Below are 15798 nucleotides of genomic sequence, written 5' to 3' on the forward strand. Positions count from 1 at the left end.
AATGCACTCTCTTTATAGTTTTTTAAAGGTTTACCATCTAAATCTTCTATTTGAAATACAATAATGTCTGCCTCGGCTGCCTCTTTAAATGCCCTGAGGATTCTGTCCTGGAAGCCTTCTTTAAAAAGAATGTCCTGGTCCGTGATAAGGCATATATTTTCAGTGATATACGCTAAGTTTCGATTTCTACTTTTGCTCAGCCCTTTTTCGGAATAGGTGTAAATGTCAATACCTTGGTGCTTATTATGGGAATTGTTTTTAGCGTTTGATACCTGATTAACAACAGTACATTTGATCTTGTTTTTACACAGTTGATAAAGACCTTGAGGGAAATGCTCAGTCGGTATTAAATCCGTTGCGGCCATTAGTACTTGTAGCTTCATTTGCTGCTGGTAATTTTAAATAACACCTTGTTCATTGCAAAAGCAAATACAGGTAGAAGCATCACAATGGCATTCATCCTGTGACGATAAGCTCCTGTGATATGTGTTTCAACAAATGCTGGTATCATGAGCAAAATAAAGCAAAAATATAGAATAATCTTCACTGGTTTTATCTTGGAATAGAATAAAGCCGGAACAATACTGAAAAAGATAAAACAGGCATCCAATAAGGGAATCGTTTTTTGCAACGCAATCCCGGTAGGAATAAGAATTGGAAAAGGTGAGAACAGGTATTGAAGGAATAATAGAAAAGAACTTTTCATGGAAGCCCAACCGCCGGACCAATTCAATTCCGTTCCATAGGATTCTGTTCCAAACAGTTCTTTATGCGAGGCTCTGAATTTATCGATCCAGCTAAAAGAAAAAGACAAATTATAAAAAGTGTCTACAATAAAATTTATTAACAGGACAAATAGCAAAAGTGAAAAAAGACTAATGAGTATGTTTTTTACAGAACCTTTTTTAAAGGATCGAAACAGGTAAAATACAAAGATCGCAACCATATAGCTAACGCCTCCGATAGGACGAATCAAGGTTAACAGGATAAGTGCGATTATAAATACGGCTATGTTAGCCTTGTTTATTCTTTCAGTTTCAGTGTAAATTATGCTCAGTGAATAGGTGCAGAGACCAAAGAAAAATATCATACTTCCTTCGCGCAGCAAGGTGGGGATAATAATAATGGCCGCGGGATAAAAGGCTGTATATAGTAACAAATGAGCCATGAAATTTTTGGAAATTGAAATGTCATAAAAACGCATCAGTCGTATAAATGATTTTCCAATAAAGATAACTCCCGCATAGAAGAAGAAGATATTGATCAGAATGAAAACCACCGGATACCTTAGACTAAACTGAAACGGAATAAAATTAATCAGGGCATATAGTTTTACACCGATGGTCCAGGCATCATAGTTTCCCCAAAAATCCGTAATTATATTCGCATAGTATATGGAATCTGGGGCGGTTGATTTAAATGGGAAGAGATGATTCAGGAGAAAGAAACTATAGTAAAGGCTTACCCCAAACACCAAACTGAAGAAAGCATTTTTTTTGATTTTTTTACCATAGGATAGTAAAAGCATTAAAGCTGCAATAACCAGTCCGAAGTAGCAGGTGCTGATTAAAATAGAAAACAGATCAAACTCAAATATATTTTCCATAAACTTGTTTTCCGAGGATAGCCGTGAATATAGCAACAAATGAGATACCCTGCTCTCTAAACATAAAACTTTCTGTGAGAGAAAACAGACAGATCAAGACCGCAATTCCAATAATTTCAAAAGATCGGTTCTTTACACCCACTTTTAAATACATAAAAATGAAAAACAGGAATACCAGGGCGCCGGGCAGACCATACCTCACACCAAATTCCAAATAGTTATTATGACTGTTTTTCGCATATTCTAAAGGGGGATACAACTTTTTGGCCAAAGGATAAATGCTCTCTTTGGATGATCTACCTTGGAAAGAACTCCCAATGATTGGGTTCTCTTTTATAAAATGGGTTGAAGATTGCCACAAGGCAGCTCTTTCGTTGATTCTGTTTTGATCATCAGTTTGTACTTCTTTGGCGCCGAAGTAACTTATATCATTTAACAATCGTTGTTTAACCCCAGATAGATTGAAGACAGCGATTCCGGTGAGTATTAGTATACATAAACTTATCCAAGCTTCCTTTCTACGATTTTTTCGGAAAAGAGTGATGATATAGAATAACATAACAACCCCTAATGTGAGGTATGAAATCTTTACAACCAATAATAATAAAACACTAAGCAGCGTAGTAAGGACTAGAACACGTTGAGTCGATGTAAAATATTTTTTTGAACTGGCCTGATTATTCAGCATCATGATGATAGCAGCAGTTATAAACATAGCGATATAGGTGGGGTGACCATGGAGAGTTGCCGTAAGATTCTTGTATAATATCTCGTTCCACCAATATTTTTTTGCCAGGAAATTTGAAAACCCAAAGGACGCGATACTAATTGTTTTGCTTGCTATCAGGATAATTGAATAAGTAACTGTGGCAAGTATGAAATATTTTTTTAAATAGAATTGCTCTAAACTACTTGATCCATATAGCAATAAATAGACGGGAATGGTTAATAATAGAATAGCCTCATTCGACAGGAACTTATTTGAAAAAAGAATAAATATCAGGTAAAAGACAACAATGAGTATTAACCACTTTTTTTTCGACACATAGTTTATAATTCTTTTATCTCGAAAAATCACCCAGGATAGACAGAGCAAAATCAAAATTCTGTTGGGGACAAAAGTCAATTCAGAAATCAAGGCACTCAAGGGTAAGAGGAAAAATGCTATTTTTTCTAATGATTTCATTTACTGGTCAGAATGATTTAAAAATATACAAATTATGATTACTTATTTGAAGGCAGCTCTTTAGATTTCCAATATTTATGAAAAGAAAAATAAGCCAGTAAAAAGATCATGATTTCACTAATGTTTCTTATGATAAGCACTCCTTTCACTCCAAATTGTTCCGTGAGCAATAACAGGCAGCTCACTGAAAAGATCCCGACGAATAAAGAAATAAATGACATCCTTCGTTCCTGATTCAAAATATACAATCCCTGCCATCCATAAATGTTGCTCATTCCAATAAAAAAAGGTAAAAATGAAATATAAGCCAACAAAGAGATCACATCATTAAAACTACTTCCGAACAAAAATCCAACGATGAATTCTTTTCCAATAAGAATGATAATGGCAACAGCGACAAGTAGTACTCCCAATAAGTTGCGAAACATTTCAAGTCTGTTTTTATAATTTGTAGGGTTGTTCTTGAATTCCAGTGCCAGATTCGGGTATAGCGACTTCGAGATAGATTGTATGACAAGATTTTGAATAATGATAGCTACTTTCATCGTAGCCGCATACAAACCCAATTCTTCAGCGCTCAGGAAATTTTTTACAATCAGTATGTTTACTGTTGTAAACATCATAATTAAAAATTCATTTAAAAATGTAAAAAACGACATCTTTAATAGTTGGAAAACCTCTTTTACTTTTAGGGCAAATGATTCTATTCTATATTTTAAAATGATCCATAGCCATGCTATTAAATTAATTGTAAGTTGAGACAGACCAAATGCCAGAACAACATAAGGATAGTCTTGTTCGTCTTTCACAAATAACAATACCAAGCCAAGAATCAGTAGTTTTATAAAGAAGTTTCCAACGGCGATCCACTTAATATTCTCCATACCCTGAAAGAACCACCAGGACGAAAAAATTCTGGAAATAATAAAAAGGCAAGCATATAAAAGCAAGGTTTTGGTAAACAAGGCGTCGAGAAAATAAGTACCCATGATCCAGCAAATCGGCAGGAGAACCAGTGCCAATGAAATACGCGCATAAAATACAGTCCAAAACAAATGGCTATAATAGGTTTTGTCGGTTCTATTTCTACTCAGGTTTTTAGACATGGTAAAATCAAATCCATATAATATTATGGAGCCAAAAAATGTGGCAAATTCAAGAGTGAATTCACTGATTCCATAACGCTCCAAACCTATTGTTCGGGATATATAAGGAATTAGAATTAATGGCATGATATAAGATGCCAGTTGAAAAGCAGTATAGAAAAACGTGTTTTTAAAGACCTGTTTACTCAATGAGAAAGTATTGTTGTGTTGAGTTACCCATTTAGATTCACATCAATTGAAAAAAAATCTTGCTTTGGATTAGATCTCCTAGTTCGACCCAAGGTTGGTTCTTTCATATTGAATCAATTTGTGATTCAATTCCTTGAATAAAAGAAATAACATGAGAAATATAAATCCGGAAATAAATCCAATCACCGCAAAATTACGATACCAGTCATTGATTTTCATTCCAATTGAATTGAAGCTTGAAACGACATTGATCACCTTGTCTTCTTCCATCAGTTGCTTATTAACCTTCATAAGCTCTTCATTCATGAGCATATATTTATCAAACACAAATAACTGCTCATTCTCATTTTCGACCTGAGAAAGAAAAATATTTGTTCCTGAATTCTCCTTAGCGCTTTCGGCCAGCAGCACTTTTTTGTATAGTGATCTTAAGGAATCCAATTCAGTAATGGATTCAAGCAGGGCATTTTTTCGAGACATTAAATTCAAATAAGACGTTGATTTTACCTTGTCGTAGTATTGATTTTTAGTGATTGAATTGATAATGGGATCCTCGAGTTTGTCAAAAATAAATTTGTCTTTAGAGGTCACTTTTATCAAGTGGTATTTATAAGATTCTACCGGTTGCTTTTTTACATACGTTTTATAATCAACAAGGTTGATTGTTAAAGAATCAAGTTCGCCAACAAAATCCTTGAAAGACATCAGGCTTTGGCTATCATTGGAGTAGGGTTCCACTTCAATTCTGGAGACGTTTTGCGCTTCTTCTGTTGAAATGTTTAGGCTCTCTGCCAGACGTTCATAATCGTCCTGTTCTATTAAGCTGAGGTAAAAGTCTATATTTTTATACAGTTGAATGGCTGATCCAAAATTTGGTTCTACCGTCATGGAGGACTCATATTGCACTTCCTTGAAAGCATATTGATATACGGCACCTAAAGAAGCTCCTATTAAGGCTGCAAGAATCATTTTCTTTAAGTTGGCTCGAATAAATAAAATGAAATGTAAAATCCAGGAAAATAGGGTTTTAAAAATAGAAACGAAAAAATTCACGATACCTGAAAGGCCCCTGCCAATGAATACAAAAAGTTGGGCAATGTCAATATCCTCTTCTCTAGACTGAGCTGTCTCTTTTTTACCTTCTAATTCTTTGTTCTTCATAAAAAGCACCTGTTTTGAAGGGTAAAAATACTTAAACAAACCAAAGTATCACAATAATTTTATGCGATGTTGTTCCAAGAGGATACAAACACCTTAAATTCTTACCCCCAAAAAAGGAGTAATTTCAGAAAAGCATCTTAATCTAGAAAGAAAATACCAAGGAAGAAGTAAACCGATTATTGGTAAACTCCAATTGGGCAGGGTCAGTTCCGGCTGCTGTTAAAAATCGGTATTCATCCTGATAAGAGGAATTGTCATAGGCAAAATCTAGTCCGAATCTTCTTGAGAATTTAATTCCAAGCCCTAATGAATATCCCTTGTTGTCGTATTCAGTAGAAGAATCCCTGTAAGGAGATTGAATAATGCGATATCCTCCTCTTAAACTGATCATATTAAATTTCCACTCTGTTCCTATTTTGAAAGAATTAGTGCTTCTTAAACCGGTACTCAGATCTTGGTTTTCGTCAATAAAATTGCTTGAAGGAGATAGTTTCGTTTTTTTATAATCCTGATAAATATAATCGAGACTGAGCAGGCCATGTTGACCAAATACATAAGCGATGCTTCCGGTAAACTTACCTGGCGTTGTTATTTTGTAATCATAATAATTAGGTAAAGGATAATCCGGGTCAGGATCTACTTCACCATTGAAAAGATAGGTCGTTCGGCGTTCAAATCTCTCTGAAAGATTGTACCAGATAGGAGATTGATAGGAGGCACCTAGTCGTAACCCCTCAGCCGGCGTGACAATGATACCTAAACCAAAATTAAAACCACTTGCATACGTAGATAGATACTCCACATTTCTAACATCCATGGTATTTCCTTCACCGTCATTACTACTTTCTTCAAACACCGTATTCTGATAAAAATTTATGTGATGGAATGCCATAGAAGCTCCTAAGTAAACTATTTCTTTATACAGGGTGGCAAAACTAAAATTGAATTTATCATTGATCCCTGAAGTATAGTTATAAAAATATTGATCATCGACATTGATATAGTTGATATCATTATTCGGATCATCGTCAAAATTAAAATCAGGATCATCCGGATATTCTGGAATACCACTATTGCCTTGGACCACATAGTTGTTATTGTAATGATTTACGACACTGTAGTTAAAGCCAAAGGCGAATTTGTATATATCAGGATTTCCGAAGCTGTCCCAGCTGTTGAGACCACCAATCTGTGAAAATCTGAAATAATCATCTTGATTGTTGATGTCATTTCCATAAAAAGAGGACTTAATGTTGGTGTCACGATATGTAAATGTTGTGGAAAATTCTCCTCGGTTGTATACGGCTAAACCGGCCGGGTTAATATCAACCGCAGACATATCATTTCCGAGGGCGCCAAAGGCCCCGCTCATACCTACATATCTTCCGGTTCCAAAATTACTTTCGGTAGAAAACAAGACGGCCTGATCGACATAACTCAAAGACTGAGCGCTTATCGCAAAACTGCATAGGTATAATAATACAAAAGGTATCTTTTGATTCATAGTAATTGTTTTTTTTAAATTATCTTGTTCTGGATGCCCTTGACGTAGTAGCTGCACTTCCTTTGAAAGAGGAAGATCTTGCAGAGGTTCTGCTCACAGACGAGCTTGACGATCTACTGCTGCTTGAGCGCGCGCTTGATGAGGCTCGACTTGTTGAACTGCCGGAACTTCTTGAACTCGAATAACTGGAACCATTGCTTCTGCCATTCGAATAACCTGAACTTCTGCTGTTGCTACTCTGGGTTACCGATGGAGCGTATTTCGCATATCGCTGAATGCTGCCGTTATCTCTGGCATTGGCATAGGATACTCTCGAGCCTGAACTGCTTTTAGTTGTCTGTTGATTCCTTTTGATAAAAGTTCTGTTAGAAGAGTTTCTGGATTCTGAGTCAATGTTGTTATAAGACATTTGTCTTCTTCCTGAACTACTTCTCATACCAGACGATCCGCTTCTGAAACCAGAAGAACTACCTCTTGAACTAGGTGAATATGACCTGCTGGAAGGGGCTGAACGATTATAACTTCTGTTATTACTTCTTGAGCTGTTGTTCCTGTAATTAGATCTATTATTTGTATTGCTGTAACTGGACCTTTTGGAATAGCTCTGACTATTTGAAGCGTTTCTGTTACTTCTGTTACTAGAATATTGCGTTGATCTGGCATTTCTGCCGGAATACGATGAAGCAACTTCTCTGTAGCCTGTTCTTCCGTTTTGACGGTTAAAGTTTTCTGTATTGTTGATACGACCCGTATTCATTCTGCCAGTGTTTTGAGCATAGCGTTTGCCGTATGTAGCTCTTTCATAGTATCCCGGGTAATACGGTGGATAATAAGGTGGATAATAAGGAGGGTAGTAGCCCCATCCAGGATATCCCCAACCCCAACCATAGCCATAACCATAGCATGGGTAACCCCATCCGTAATATCCACCCCAACCATAGCAAGGTGCACCCCAGCCATAACCAGCTCCAATTCCAACATTAAAACTGATACTGACATTTGACGAGTTGCGATCCCAACCAGGGTTTGCATTGTATTCATCTACATATAAGGTGTCACTTTCATAGTCTCCTTGATAGGAATCTATGTCCGTAAAGTATTCGTCATTATTTTCTTTTTCTCCGGAAAAGTAGTTCTGATAATAGTCCGTTTTGGTATCTCTTACCATGACTACTTCTTGTTTTGTCTGAGTAGCTCCATAAATTCCGTCATCATCATTATAAGCCTGCTGTGTAGAGCTGCATGAAGAAAAACCTATCGCTAGTGCAGCGATTACCGATGTGTTAAAAAGAATATTTTTAAAATGAGTAAAGTTTTTCATAGTGACTTATTTTTATGGTTGTCAGGCAAAAAAAAACTAAGTTTGCAACTGAATTTTTGAGTTCAAAAGTAATATTACAATATTTATGCCAAAAATTATTTTTCATGGGTAAAAAACTGACGAAAAGAGCGGAAGATTATTCTAAATGGTACAATGAATTAGTTGTAAAAGCTGACCTTGCGGAGAATTCCGGGGTGCGGGGAATGATGGTAATAAAACCATATGGTTATGCCATTTGGGAAAAGATGCAAGCTGAGTTGGACAGAATGTTCAAGGAAACAGGTCATGAGAATGCTTATTTTCCATTATTGATCCCGAAATCATATTTTAGTAAAGAGGCGAGTCATGTAGATGGTTTTGCCAAAGAGTGTGCCGTAGTAACCCATTACAGGCTGAAGAATGATGAAGAAGGAAATGGTATTGTAGTGGATGAAAAGGCAAAACTTGAAGAGGAATTGATTATCAGACCTACTTCAGAAACCATTATTTGGGATTCCTATAGAAAATGGATTCAATCCTACAGAGATTTACCCTTATTGATAAATCAATGGGCCAATGTAATGCGATGGGAAATGAGAACCAGGTTGTTTTTAAGAACGGCTGAGTTTTTATGGCAGGAAGGACATACGGCTCATGAAACCAAAGACGAGGCCATAGAAGAAACACAGAAAATGCAAGGCGTGTATGCTGAATTTGCTGAGAGTTTTATGGCGATGCCCGTAATTAAAGGTACCAAAACTGAAAGCGAACGTTTTGCAGGTGCCTTGGATACTTATACCATTGAAGCCATGATGCAGGATGGAAGAGCATTGCAGGCCGGAACTTCACATTTCTTAGGGCAGAATTTTGCCAAAGCCTTTGATGTGAAATATGCTACCCGAGAAGGAAAACAAGATTTTGTATGGGCTACCTCATGGGGTGTTTCAACCAGATTGATGGGAGCTTTAGTGATGTCGCATAGTGATGATTTTGGATTGGTCTTACCACCGAAATTAGCGCCGATTCAGGTAGCAATTGTGCCTATTTACAAAGGTGAGGAGCAATTAAAAATGTTAGATGAGCGTATAGCAGGATTTACAAAAGAACTAAGAGCCAAAGGAATTTCTGTGAAATATGATAACAGAAATACCTACAAGCCAGGATGGAAGTTTGCTGAATATGAATTAAAAGGAGTTCCATTGCGGGTTGCGATGGGACCAAGGGATCTTGAAAATAATACTGCTGAGTTAGCACGAAGAGATACCCTTGAAAAAGAGACTATTGATCAAGGAGATTTGGTGGAAAGAATAGAAACCTTATTGACCGAGATTCAGGATAACTTATTTAAGAAAGCATTAAACTTTAGAGATAACTTAATTACAGAAGTAGACAGTTTTGATGATTTCAAAGAAACATTGAATGCGAAAGGAGGATTTATTTCTGCTCATTGGGACGGGACATCAGAAACGGAAGAACGCATCAAAAGTGAGACAAAAGCAACCATTCGTTGTATCCCTTTAGAAGGTGGTGATGAGACAGGTAGTTGCGTATATAGTGGCAAACCATCCTCGAAAAGAGTATTGTTTGCAAAAGCATATTAAAAAAATAAAAAAAAATTTAAAAAGTTCTTGCAGAGTTGAAATAATGTATTAATTTTGCACTCGCTTTAATTAAGAAAAGCACATCCTTGGCCCGTTCGTCTATCGGCTAGGACGCCAGGTTTTCATCCTGGTAAGAGGGGTTCGATTCCCCTACGGGCTACAATTGTTTTAATAACAACTAAATTATAGAATTATGGCAAATCATAAATCGGCATTGAAGAGAATTAGAAGTAATGAGTCGAAGCATTTAAGAAACAAGTACCAGCATAAAACGACGCGTAATGCTATTAAAAATTTACGTTCAGTAGAAGATAAGAAAGATGCTGAGGCTTTATTGCCAAATATTGTTTCTATGCTAGACAAATTAGCTAAGAATAATGTAATTCATAAAAACAAAGCGGCAAATATCAAATCCAAATTGACTTTGCACGTAGCTTCATTATAACTGAAACTAACTCAAGAATTGAGAGCAACCCATTGGGTTGCTTTTTTTTTGGCCCTAATGTATCTAAAAGATTTTAGGATTACCATTCATAAATTCTGTCTGCATCTAATCGTATCATGATAAAGAGCAGGACGGTAAAGCCCCAAAGAGAAGAGCCTCCGTAACTGAAAAAGGGCAGGGGAATACCGATAGTAGGAAGCAGGCCAATGACCATGCCTATATTGATCGTAAAATGAAAAAAGAAGATCGCCACTGTAGCATAAGAAAAAACTTTGCTAAAGATGGATTTTTGCCTGTCAGCGATCATTAAGAGTCTTATCAGAAATACAACGAATAATAAAATTACAAAACTGCTGCCCAAAAAACCCCACTCTTCTCCGACGGTACTGAAGATATAATCGGTTTGCTGCTCAGGAACAAAATCTCCCTGGGTCCTGTCACCCTGTAGAAAACCTTTTCCATTGATACCTCCTGAACCGATGGTTATGACCGATTGGGCTGTATTATATCCGATACCCTGGTCATCAACATCCTTCCCAAGAAGAATATTGAACCTGTCTCTGTGCCTTTGTTCAAATACATTGTTAAAGACGTAATCAACACTCACGATAAAAATACCCGTAAACAGGTAAATAATAACAAATCGCAACCAGTTATGCCGTATGTATTTTTTGTTTTTATAAATAAGATAGACAAGAAAGCCGGAAATCGCAACCGTGCTAATTAACAGGGTCATAAGAGAACCAAAATAAAGCGTAATTATAAATAATATCAAGGCTAAAAAACCAATAACCAGATAATACAAGGGTAAACCAAATTGATAGAGTACCAAGATCAGGGAACCATATACCAATGCCGACCCCGGATCGGGTTGTAAGGTGATCAAAAGTGCCGGTAAAAAGATAATTCCAAAAGCCCTTAATTGGTTGGGTAATTTTCGGAGGTCCTGATTTCGTTCATTCAGATAATTCGCTATGGCCAATGCGGTGGCAGCTTTGGCGAATTCAGAAGGTTGTATTCCAAATGAGCCAAATGTATACCAGGATGTTGCTCCGTTTATGTTGTTTCCGAAAATAAACAGGCCGGCCAATGACAATATGGAAACCAGGTAAAATACACCTGAAAATTGTTCATAGAACTTCTTGTCAATTGCCAGGATGAAAATGATAAGGACAAAGCTGAGTAAGATCCAGATCATTTGTTTTCCATACTTGGTGCTAAGATCAAAAACCTCGTACTCTGTCTCGGAAAAGGTAGCTGCATAGATACTAAGCCATCCAAGAAAAACGAACATCAAGAACATAATGATTGTTGGCCAATCAACCCCTTTAAATATATTACTCTTCCTTTTGCGCAACGTAGTTTTCTATTTCAAGTTGTTTGTTGTATTCTTCTTCGAGACTTCCTTCGAGCATTCTTTTTTCCAACCAGTCTCTTTTGATCTCTCCATTGATATAACTTTCTATCATTAAGCTGGCAATGGGAGCGGCCCATCTCGATCCCCAATAGCCATTTTCAACGAAAACTGCAATGGCAATTTTTGGATCATCTTTTGGAGCAAAGGCAATAAAGATCGAATGATCCGTAAATTGTACCCGCTCTCCGTTGACTCTGGTGAAATTTTCAGCGGTTCCTGTTTTTCCACAAATCTGTATACCATCAATTTTGGAACCCCGGGCCGTTCCTATTTCGAAAACGTTTAGCATTCCATCAATGACAGGTTCAAAATGTTTTGCATCAATACTAGTATATTTTGCCTTGGTATATTTTGGATTTGAATTAATGGAGTCTCCTATTTTCTTCAAAATATGAGGTGTATAATAATAACCGCGATTTGCAATAGCTGCCGTCATATTAGCGAGCTGTATAGGAGTCGTAAGAACTTCTCCCTGGCCAATGGCATTGGAGATGGTAGTGATGGCTTTCCATTTATGGTTCGGGTAGTATCGATTGTAAAGATTGGAATCAGGAACCAATCCTTTTTGTCCCGAAGGAAGGTCGTATCCCAGAAAATTTCCAAGTCCAAAACTCTTCACATGATTGCTCCAGACATCCATGCCTTCAACGGCTGTATCATACTTCTCAATGGTTCTTCTATACACATTCGAAAAATAAGCATTACAGGAGCGATAGATACCGGTATTCATGCTAATCGGCTTGCCAACGATCCCACAGTGACATTTCATAAAACCGCCACGACCATATTTATATCCGTGATAGCAATTAAAACCCGTTGTAGGAGTCACAACTTCTTCCTGAAGCGCTATAAGGGCATTGATTATTTTAAAGGGAGAACCCGGCGGATACTGTGCCTGAAGACCTCTGTCCAGCATGGGTTTTTTAATCGTGTCATTAAAAAGCAGGTAGGAATTTTTCGACCTTTTGCGACCAACCAGCATATTAGGGTTATAACCTGGAGTTGAAACCAAGGATAAAATTTCACCTGATGATGGTTCCAAAGCAACAATACCACCTCTTTTGTTCACCATTAATTTCTCGGCATACATCTGTAACTGCATGTCCAGGGTAAGGGTAATATCTTTTCCCGGGATCGGTAGCGTATCGTACATGCCATCTTTATAGGCTCCGATTTCTTTATTGAATCGGTTTTTTTGGATAAAGCTAACTCCTTTTTTACCGCGAAGTACTTTTTCGTATTGTTTCTCAACTCCCTGATATCCTACTAATTCTCCGAGCTGATATTCACTGTTCTTTTTGAGTAGTCCCTCATTTACCTCACTGATATATCCTAATACGTTGGCACTGGTGTTTTCAGGATATTGACGAAGAAACCTTTTTTGAATATAAAAGCCCTTGTACTTATACATTCTTTCCTGTAAGTAGGCATAATCTTCCTTTGATACCTGACCTACAAAAATTGAAGGCAACCGAGGTGAATAATTTTTAGTTCGGTGATAGCGCTTTAAAAAATCCTCTTTGGTGATTTTAAGCAAATTGCAAAATTCTAAGGTATCTAAGGGTTCAACATCTCTGGGAATAATCATGATGTCGTAAGAGCTCTGGTTGGCTACGAGCAATTTGTCATTTCTGTCATAAATGAAACCTCGGTCAGGGTAGGCAAATTTGGTAGTGACCGCAGAGTTATTTAAAGGATTTTGTCTGTATTTTGAATCGACGACCTGCAAAAAGAAAAGCCTGCCAATAAATATGGCACCAACTGATAGGATTAAGATATATAATAATGAATTCCTAGGCATCTCTTATCTTTTACGCATTACAAAAGTAAAACTAATCATCGTCAAAATTATGGTAAAAATACTGGTTAAAACAGTATTTAGTAAAATGGTTCCAAACTTACCCCATTTAAAATACTCCAACCCAAAAACAATAAAATGATGTAAAAAGGTCATGATTACCACAAACAAAAACATTTTTGGGAAGGGTAATTTAAAAATGGTCACTGCCCCATATTCAATATCTCTTTTTCCAATAACACTTTGTAAAATAGGTATTCTGACAAAAGCAATAAAAAGTGTAGCGGCTGCATTGATCCCTCCTGAATCTGAGAAAATATCAATAAAAAGACCAAGGAAAAAACTGAGTATCAATATGGAAGCATCATCTTTCCGTATTGGATAGAGGAAAATAAAAAAGATGTAGAAATAAGGATTGATATAGCCCAGGAAATTGATATTATTAAGTACAATGATCTGTAATAATATCAAGCCAATAAAAAGTAAAGCACTATTTATATTCTCCCTATTCATTTGTTGATTTTTCTTCCAGTGATTTTATTTCCATTTTATCAAAATTCTTGATGACCTGCACAAATCCGATGGAGCTCATATCATTAAAAAGCAAGATGTTGATATATTCATAATTGTTGTTCAACGTTTTAAAATCTTTAATTGTCCCAATAGGAATTCCTTCTGGAAAAATAGTTGATTTTCCGCCTGTTATGACTGTATCCCCGGCATAGATGGCGGCCTGTATTGGCAGGTCTAATAGCTGGACCACATTGTAATCATTATTATCCCAGCTTAAACTACCATAATGGTCAGAGTTTAATAATTTGGCATTGATCCTTGAATTCACGTTCAAAATAGATAATACTGTTGCATAATTCCCAGAAACACTTTTAGTGATCCCGACAATTCCTTTGCTGTTTATAACGCCAAGATCAGACCCTAAACCCTGATTTGAGCCCTTATTGATGGTTAAATAATTATTGTTTTTGCGAAAGTTATTATTGATGACCTTAGCGCCGGTATAGTTGTATTTCTGTTTGAACTTTAAAGTGTCAATAACGGCAATGTCAGCATCCAAAACTGCCAGACTATCAAGGCCCAAAAGATTCTTTAGATAGACATTTTCATCGTTCAGGCGTTCATTTTCTTTCTTTAACAGCAAAAATTCTTTGAAGTTATTTATCCTATTATAGATACCTCCAGATAAAAAATTCGCCGAATTAACGAATTTACTTTTATGAAAAGAGTGGCTTTGAATTGTGAAAATGATAGCAAAAAATTCAAGCAACAAAAACAAGATGAATAATTTATTCTTGTAAAGGAATGAAATGATCTGTTGCATAATATTTGATCAGGATGCTATTTCATTAATACACTTTTGTATTTCTCAATATCCTTTAAAGCAATTCCCGTACCGCGAACAACAGCTCTTAAAGGATCTTCTGCCACATAAACAGGAAGATCAGTTTTGCGTGACAATCTTTTGTCAAGACCACGAAGCATCGATCCGCCACCTGCCAGGTAGATTCCTGTATTATAAATATCTGCGGCAAGTTCCGGAGGAGTTTGAGATAAGGTTTCCATCACGGCATCTTCAATTCTCAGAATCGATTTTTCCAATGCCTTGGCAATTTCCCGGTATGACAATTCAATTTGTTTAGGTTTACCGCTTAGCAGGTCTCTTCCCTGGATAGAAATATCATCGGGAGGAGTGTCCAGTTCTTCGGTTGCCGCTCCAATTTGAATTTTTATTTTTTCAGCAGTTGTTTCTCCAATATACAGGTTGTGCTGAGTTCTCAGATACATAGCAATGTCGCTGGTAAAAACATCACCGGCCACTTTTACGGATTTATCACAAACGATGCCGCTCAGAGCAATAACAGCGATTTCTGTTGTCCCTCCGCCTATATCAATAATCATGTTTCCTTTTGGCATCATAATATCGATCCCAATACCTATTGCGGCTGCCATTGGTTCATAGATCAAATAAATATCCTTTGCATTCATCTGTTCCGCTGAATCCCGAACCGCTCTTTTCTCCACTTCAGTAATTCCTGATGGAATACAGATGACCATGCGCAAGGAAGGTCGAAAGAATCTTTTTTTAATGGTTGGAATATTCTTGATGAATTCACGAATCATCTGTTCAGATGCTTCAAAGTCAGCAATTACTCCATCTTTTAAGGGTCGTATTGTTTTAATGTTTTCGTGGGTTTTGCCCTGCATTTGGTTGGCCCTTTTTCCGATGGCAATGATTTTGTTGGTGGCCCTGTCCATAGCAACAATTGACGGACTATCTACAACAACTTTTCCTTTGTGAATGATTAAAGTATTTGCAGTCCCTAAATCGATTGCAATATCTTCTGTCATAAAGTCAAAAAACCCCATAAAATGATATCGTGTTAACTTGTTTGTAATGTGAATGTCACAAATGTAATAAATTTACCCAATTCTTAAAGCCTAAGCCTTAAAATAGTTAGAACTATTTTAA

General features: G+C 36.7%; 14 protein-coding genes and 1 tRNA gene. 3 read left to right on the top strand and 12 right to left on the bottom strand.

What is annotated here, in order from left to right; genetic code table 11:
• From ACR2MV_RS10875 to ACR2MV_RS10905, 7 genes are all read right to left on the bottom strand, one after another.
• Nucleotides 1–383, bottom strand: a 383-nt coding sequence (locus ACR2MV_RS10875; RefSeq protein WP_434021941.1) for a glycosyltransferase family A protein, incomplete at its 3' end; no start/stop codon positions are given.
• The gene (locus ACR2MV_RS10880) at nucleotides 380–1606 is read right to left on the bottom strand and encodes a hypothetical protein (RefSeq protein ID WP_434021942.1); all 1227 of its coding nucleotides are present in this window, start codon (nucleotides 1604–1606) and stop codon (nucleotides 380–382) included. The genes ACR2MV_RS10875 and ACR2MV_RS10880, both read right to left, overlap by 4 nt.
• On the bottom strand, nucleotides 1590–2792 hold the full coding sequence (locus ACR2MV_RS10885; RefSeq protein WP_434021943.1) for an O-antigen ligase family protein: 1203 nt from the start codon (nucleotides 2790–2792) through the stop codon (nucleotides 1590–1592). Before ACR2MV_RS10885 ends, ACR2MV_RS10880 begins: the two co-directional genes overlap by 17 nt.
• 38 nt (nucleotides 2793–2830) lie before the next feature.
• Nucleotides 2831–4087, bottom strand: coding sequence for an oligosaccharide flippase family protein (locus tag ACR2MV_RS10890; protein ID WP_434021944.1), 1257 nt, complete (start codon nucleotides 4085–4087; stop codon nucleotides 2831–2833).
• A 78-nt stretch (nucleotides 4088–4165) separates the two neighbouring features.
• Nucleotides 4166–5248, bottom strand: coding sequence for a hypothetical protein (locus ACR2MV_RS10895; RefSeq protein ID WP_434021945.1), 1083 nt, complete (start codon nucleotides 5246–5248; stop codon nucleotides 4166–4168).
• 142 nt (nucleotides 5249–5390) lie between these two features.
• Nucleotides 5391–6752: an OmpP1/FadL family transporter gene (locus tag ACR2MV_RS10900; RefSeq protein ID WP_434021946.1), complete on the bottom strand. Its 1362-nt coding sequence runs from the start codon at nucleotides 6750–6752 to the stop codon at nucleotides 5391–5393.
• Between the two features lie 19 nt (nucleotides 6753–6771).
• The gene (locus tag ACR2MV_RS10905; protein ID WP_434021947.1) at nucleotides 6772–8073 is read right to left on the bottom strand and encodes a hypothetical protein; all 1302 of its coding nucleotides are present in this window, start codon (nucleotides 8071–8073) and stop codon (nucleotides 6772–6774) included.
• Between the two features lie 104 nt (nucleotides 8074–8177).
• Here ACR2MV_RS10905 and proS point away from each other — a divergent pair, with 104 nt between their 5' ends.
• From proS to rpsT, 3 genes are all read left to right on the top strand, one after another.
• Complete coding sequence (gene proS, locus ACR2MV_RS10910) at nucleotides 8178–9653, top strand: proline--tRNA ligase (RefSeq protein ID WP_434021948.1); 1476 nt, start codon at nucleotides 8178–8180, stop codon at nucleotides 9651–9653.
• Nucleotides 9654–9741: 88 nt separating this feature from the next.
• Nucleotides 9742–9813 (top strand) — tRNA-Glu (locus ACR2MV_RS10915).
• Nucleotides 9814–9846: 33 nt separating this feature from the next.
• On the top strand, nucleotides 9847–10098 hold the full coding sequence (rpsT, locus tag ACR2MV_RS10920; RefSeq protein WP_434021949.1) for a 30S ribosomal protein S20: 252 nt from the start codon (nucleotides 9847–9849) through the stop codon (nucleotides 10096–10098).
• A gap of 79 nt (nucleotides 10099–10177) precedes the next feature.
• On the opposite strand, the gene rodA is transcribed toward rpsT, so the two are convergent.
• Genes rodA through ACR2MV_RS10945 form a run of 5 tightly spaced genes read right to left on the bottom strand, consistent with a single transcriptional unit; the run spans nucleotide 10178 to nucleotide 15695 of the window.
• Nucleotides 10178–11455, bottom strand: coding sequence for a rod shape-determining protein RodA (gene rodA / locus ACR2MV_RS10925; protein ID WP_434021950.1), 1278 nt, complete (start codon nucleotides 11453–11455; stop codon nucleotides 10178–10180).
• Nucleotides 11436–13316: a penicillin-binding protein 2 gene (gene mrdA / locus ACR2MV_RS10930; RefSeq protein ID WP_434021951.1), complete on the bottom strand. Its 1881-nt coding sequence runs from the start codon at nucleotides 13314–13316 to the stop codon at nucleotides 11436–11438. Before mrdA ends, rodA begins: the two co-directional genes overlap by 20 nt.
• A 3-nt stretch (nucleotides 13317–13319) precedes the next feature.
• Nucleotides 13320–13826, bottom strand: a complete 507-nt coding sequence (gene mreD / locus ACR2MV_RS10935) for a rod shape-determining protein MreD (RefSeq protein WP_434021952.1) — start codon at nucleotides 13824–13826, stop codon at nucleotides 13320–13322.
• Nucleotides 13819–14649: a rod shape-determining protein MreC gene (gene mreC, locus ACR2MV_RS10940; RefSeq protein ID WP_434021953.1), complete on the bottom strand. Its 831-nt coding sequence runs from the start codon at nucleotides 14647–14649 to the stop codon at nucleotides 13819–13821. The genes mreD and mreC overlap by 8 nt, the downstream gene beginning before the upstream one ends.
• Nucleotides 14650–14666: 17 nt before the next feature.
• Nucleotides 14667–15695: a rod shape-determining protein gene (locus ACR2MV_RS10945; protein ID WP_434021954.1), complete on the bottom strand. Its 1029-nt coding sequence runs from the start codon at nucleotides 15693–15695 to the stop codon at nucleotides 14667–14669.
• Nucleotides 15696–15798: the final 103 nt, after the last annotated feature.

The sequence above is a fragment of the Lutimonas sp. genome, from assembly GCF_051011215.1.
Classification (GTDB): Bacteria; Bacteroidota; Bacteroidia; order Flavobacteriales; family Flavobacteriaceae; genus Lutimonas.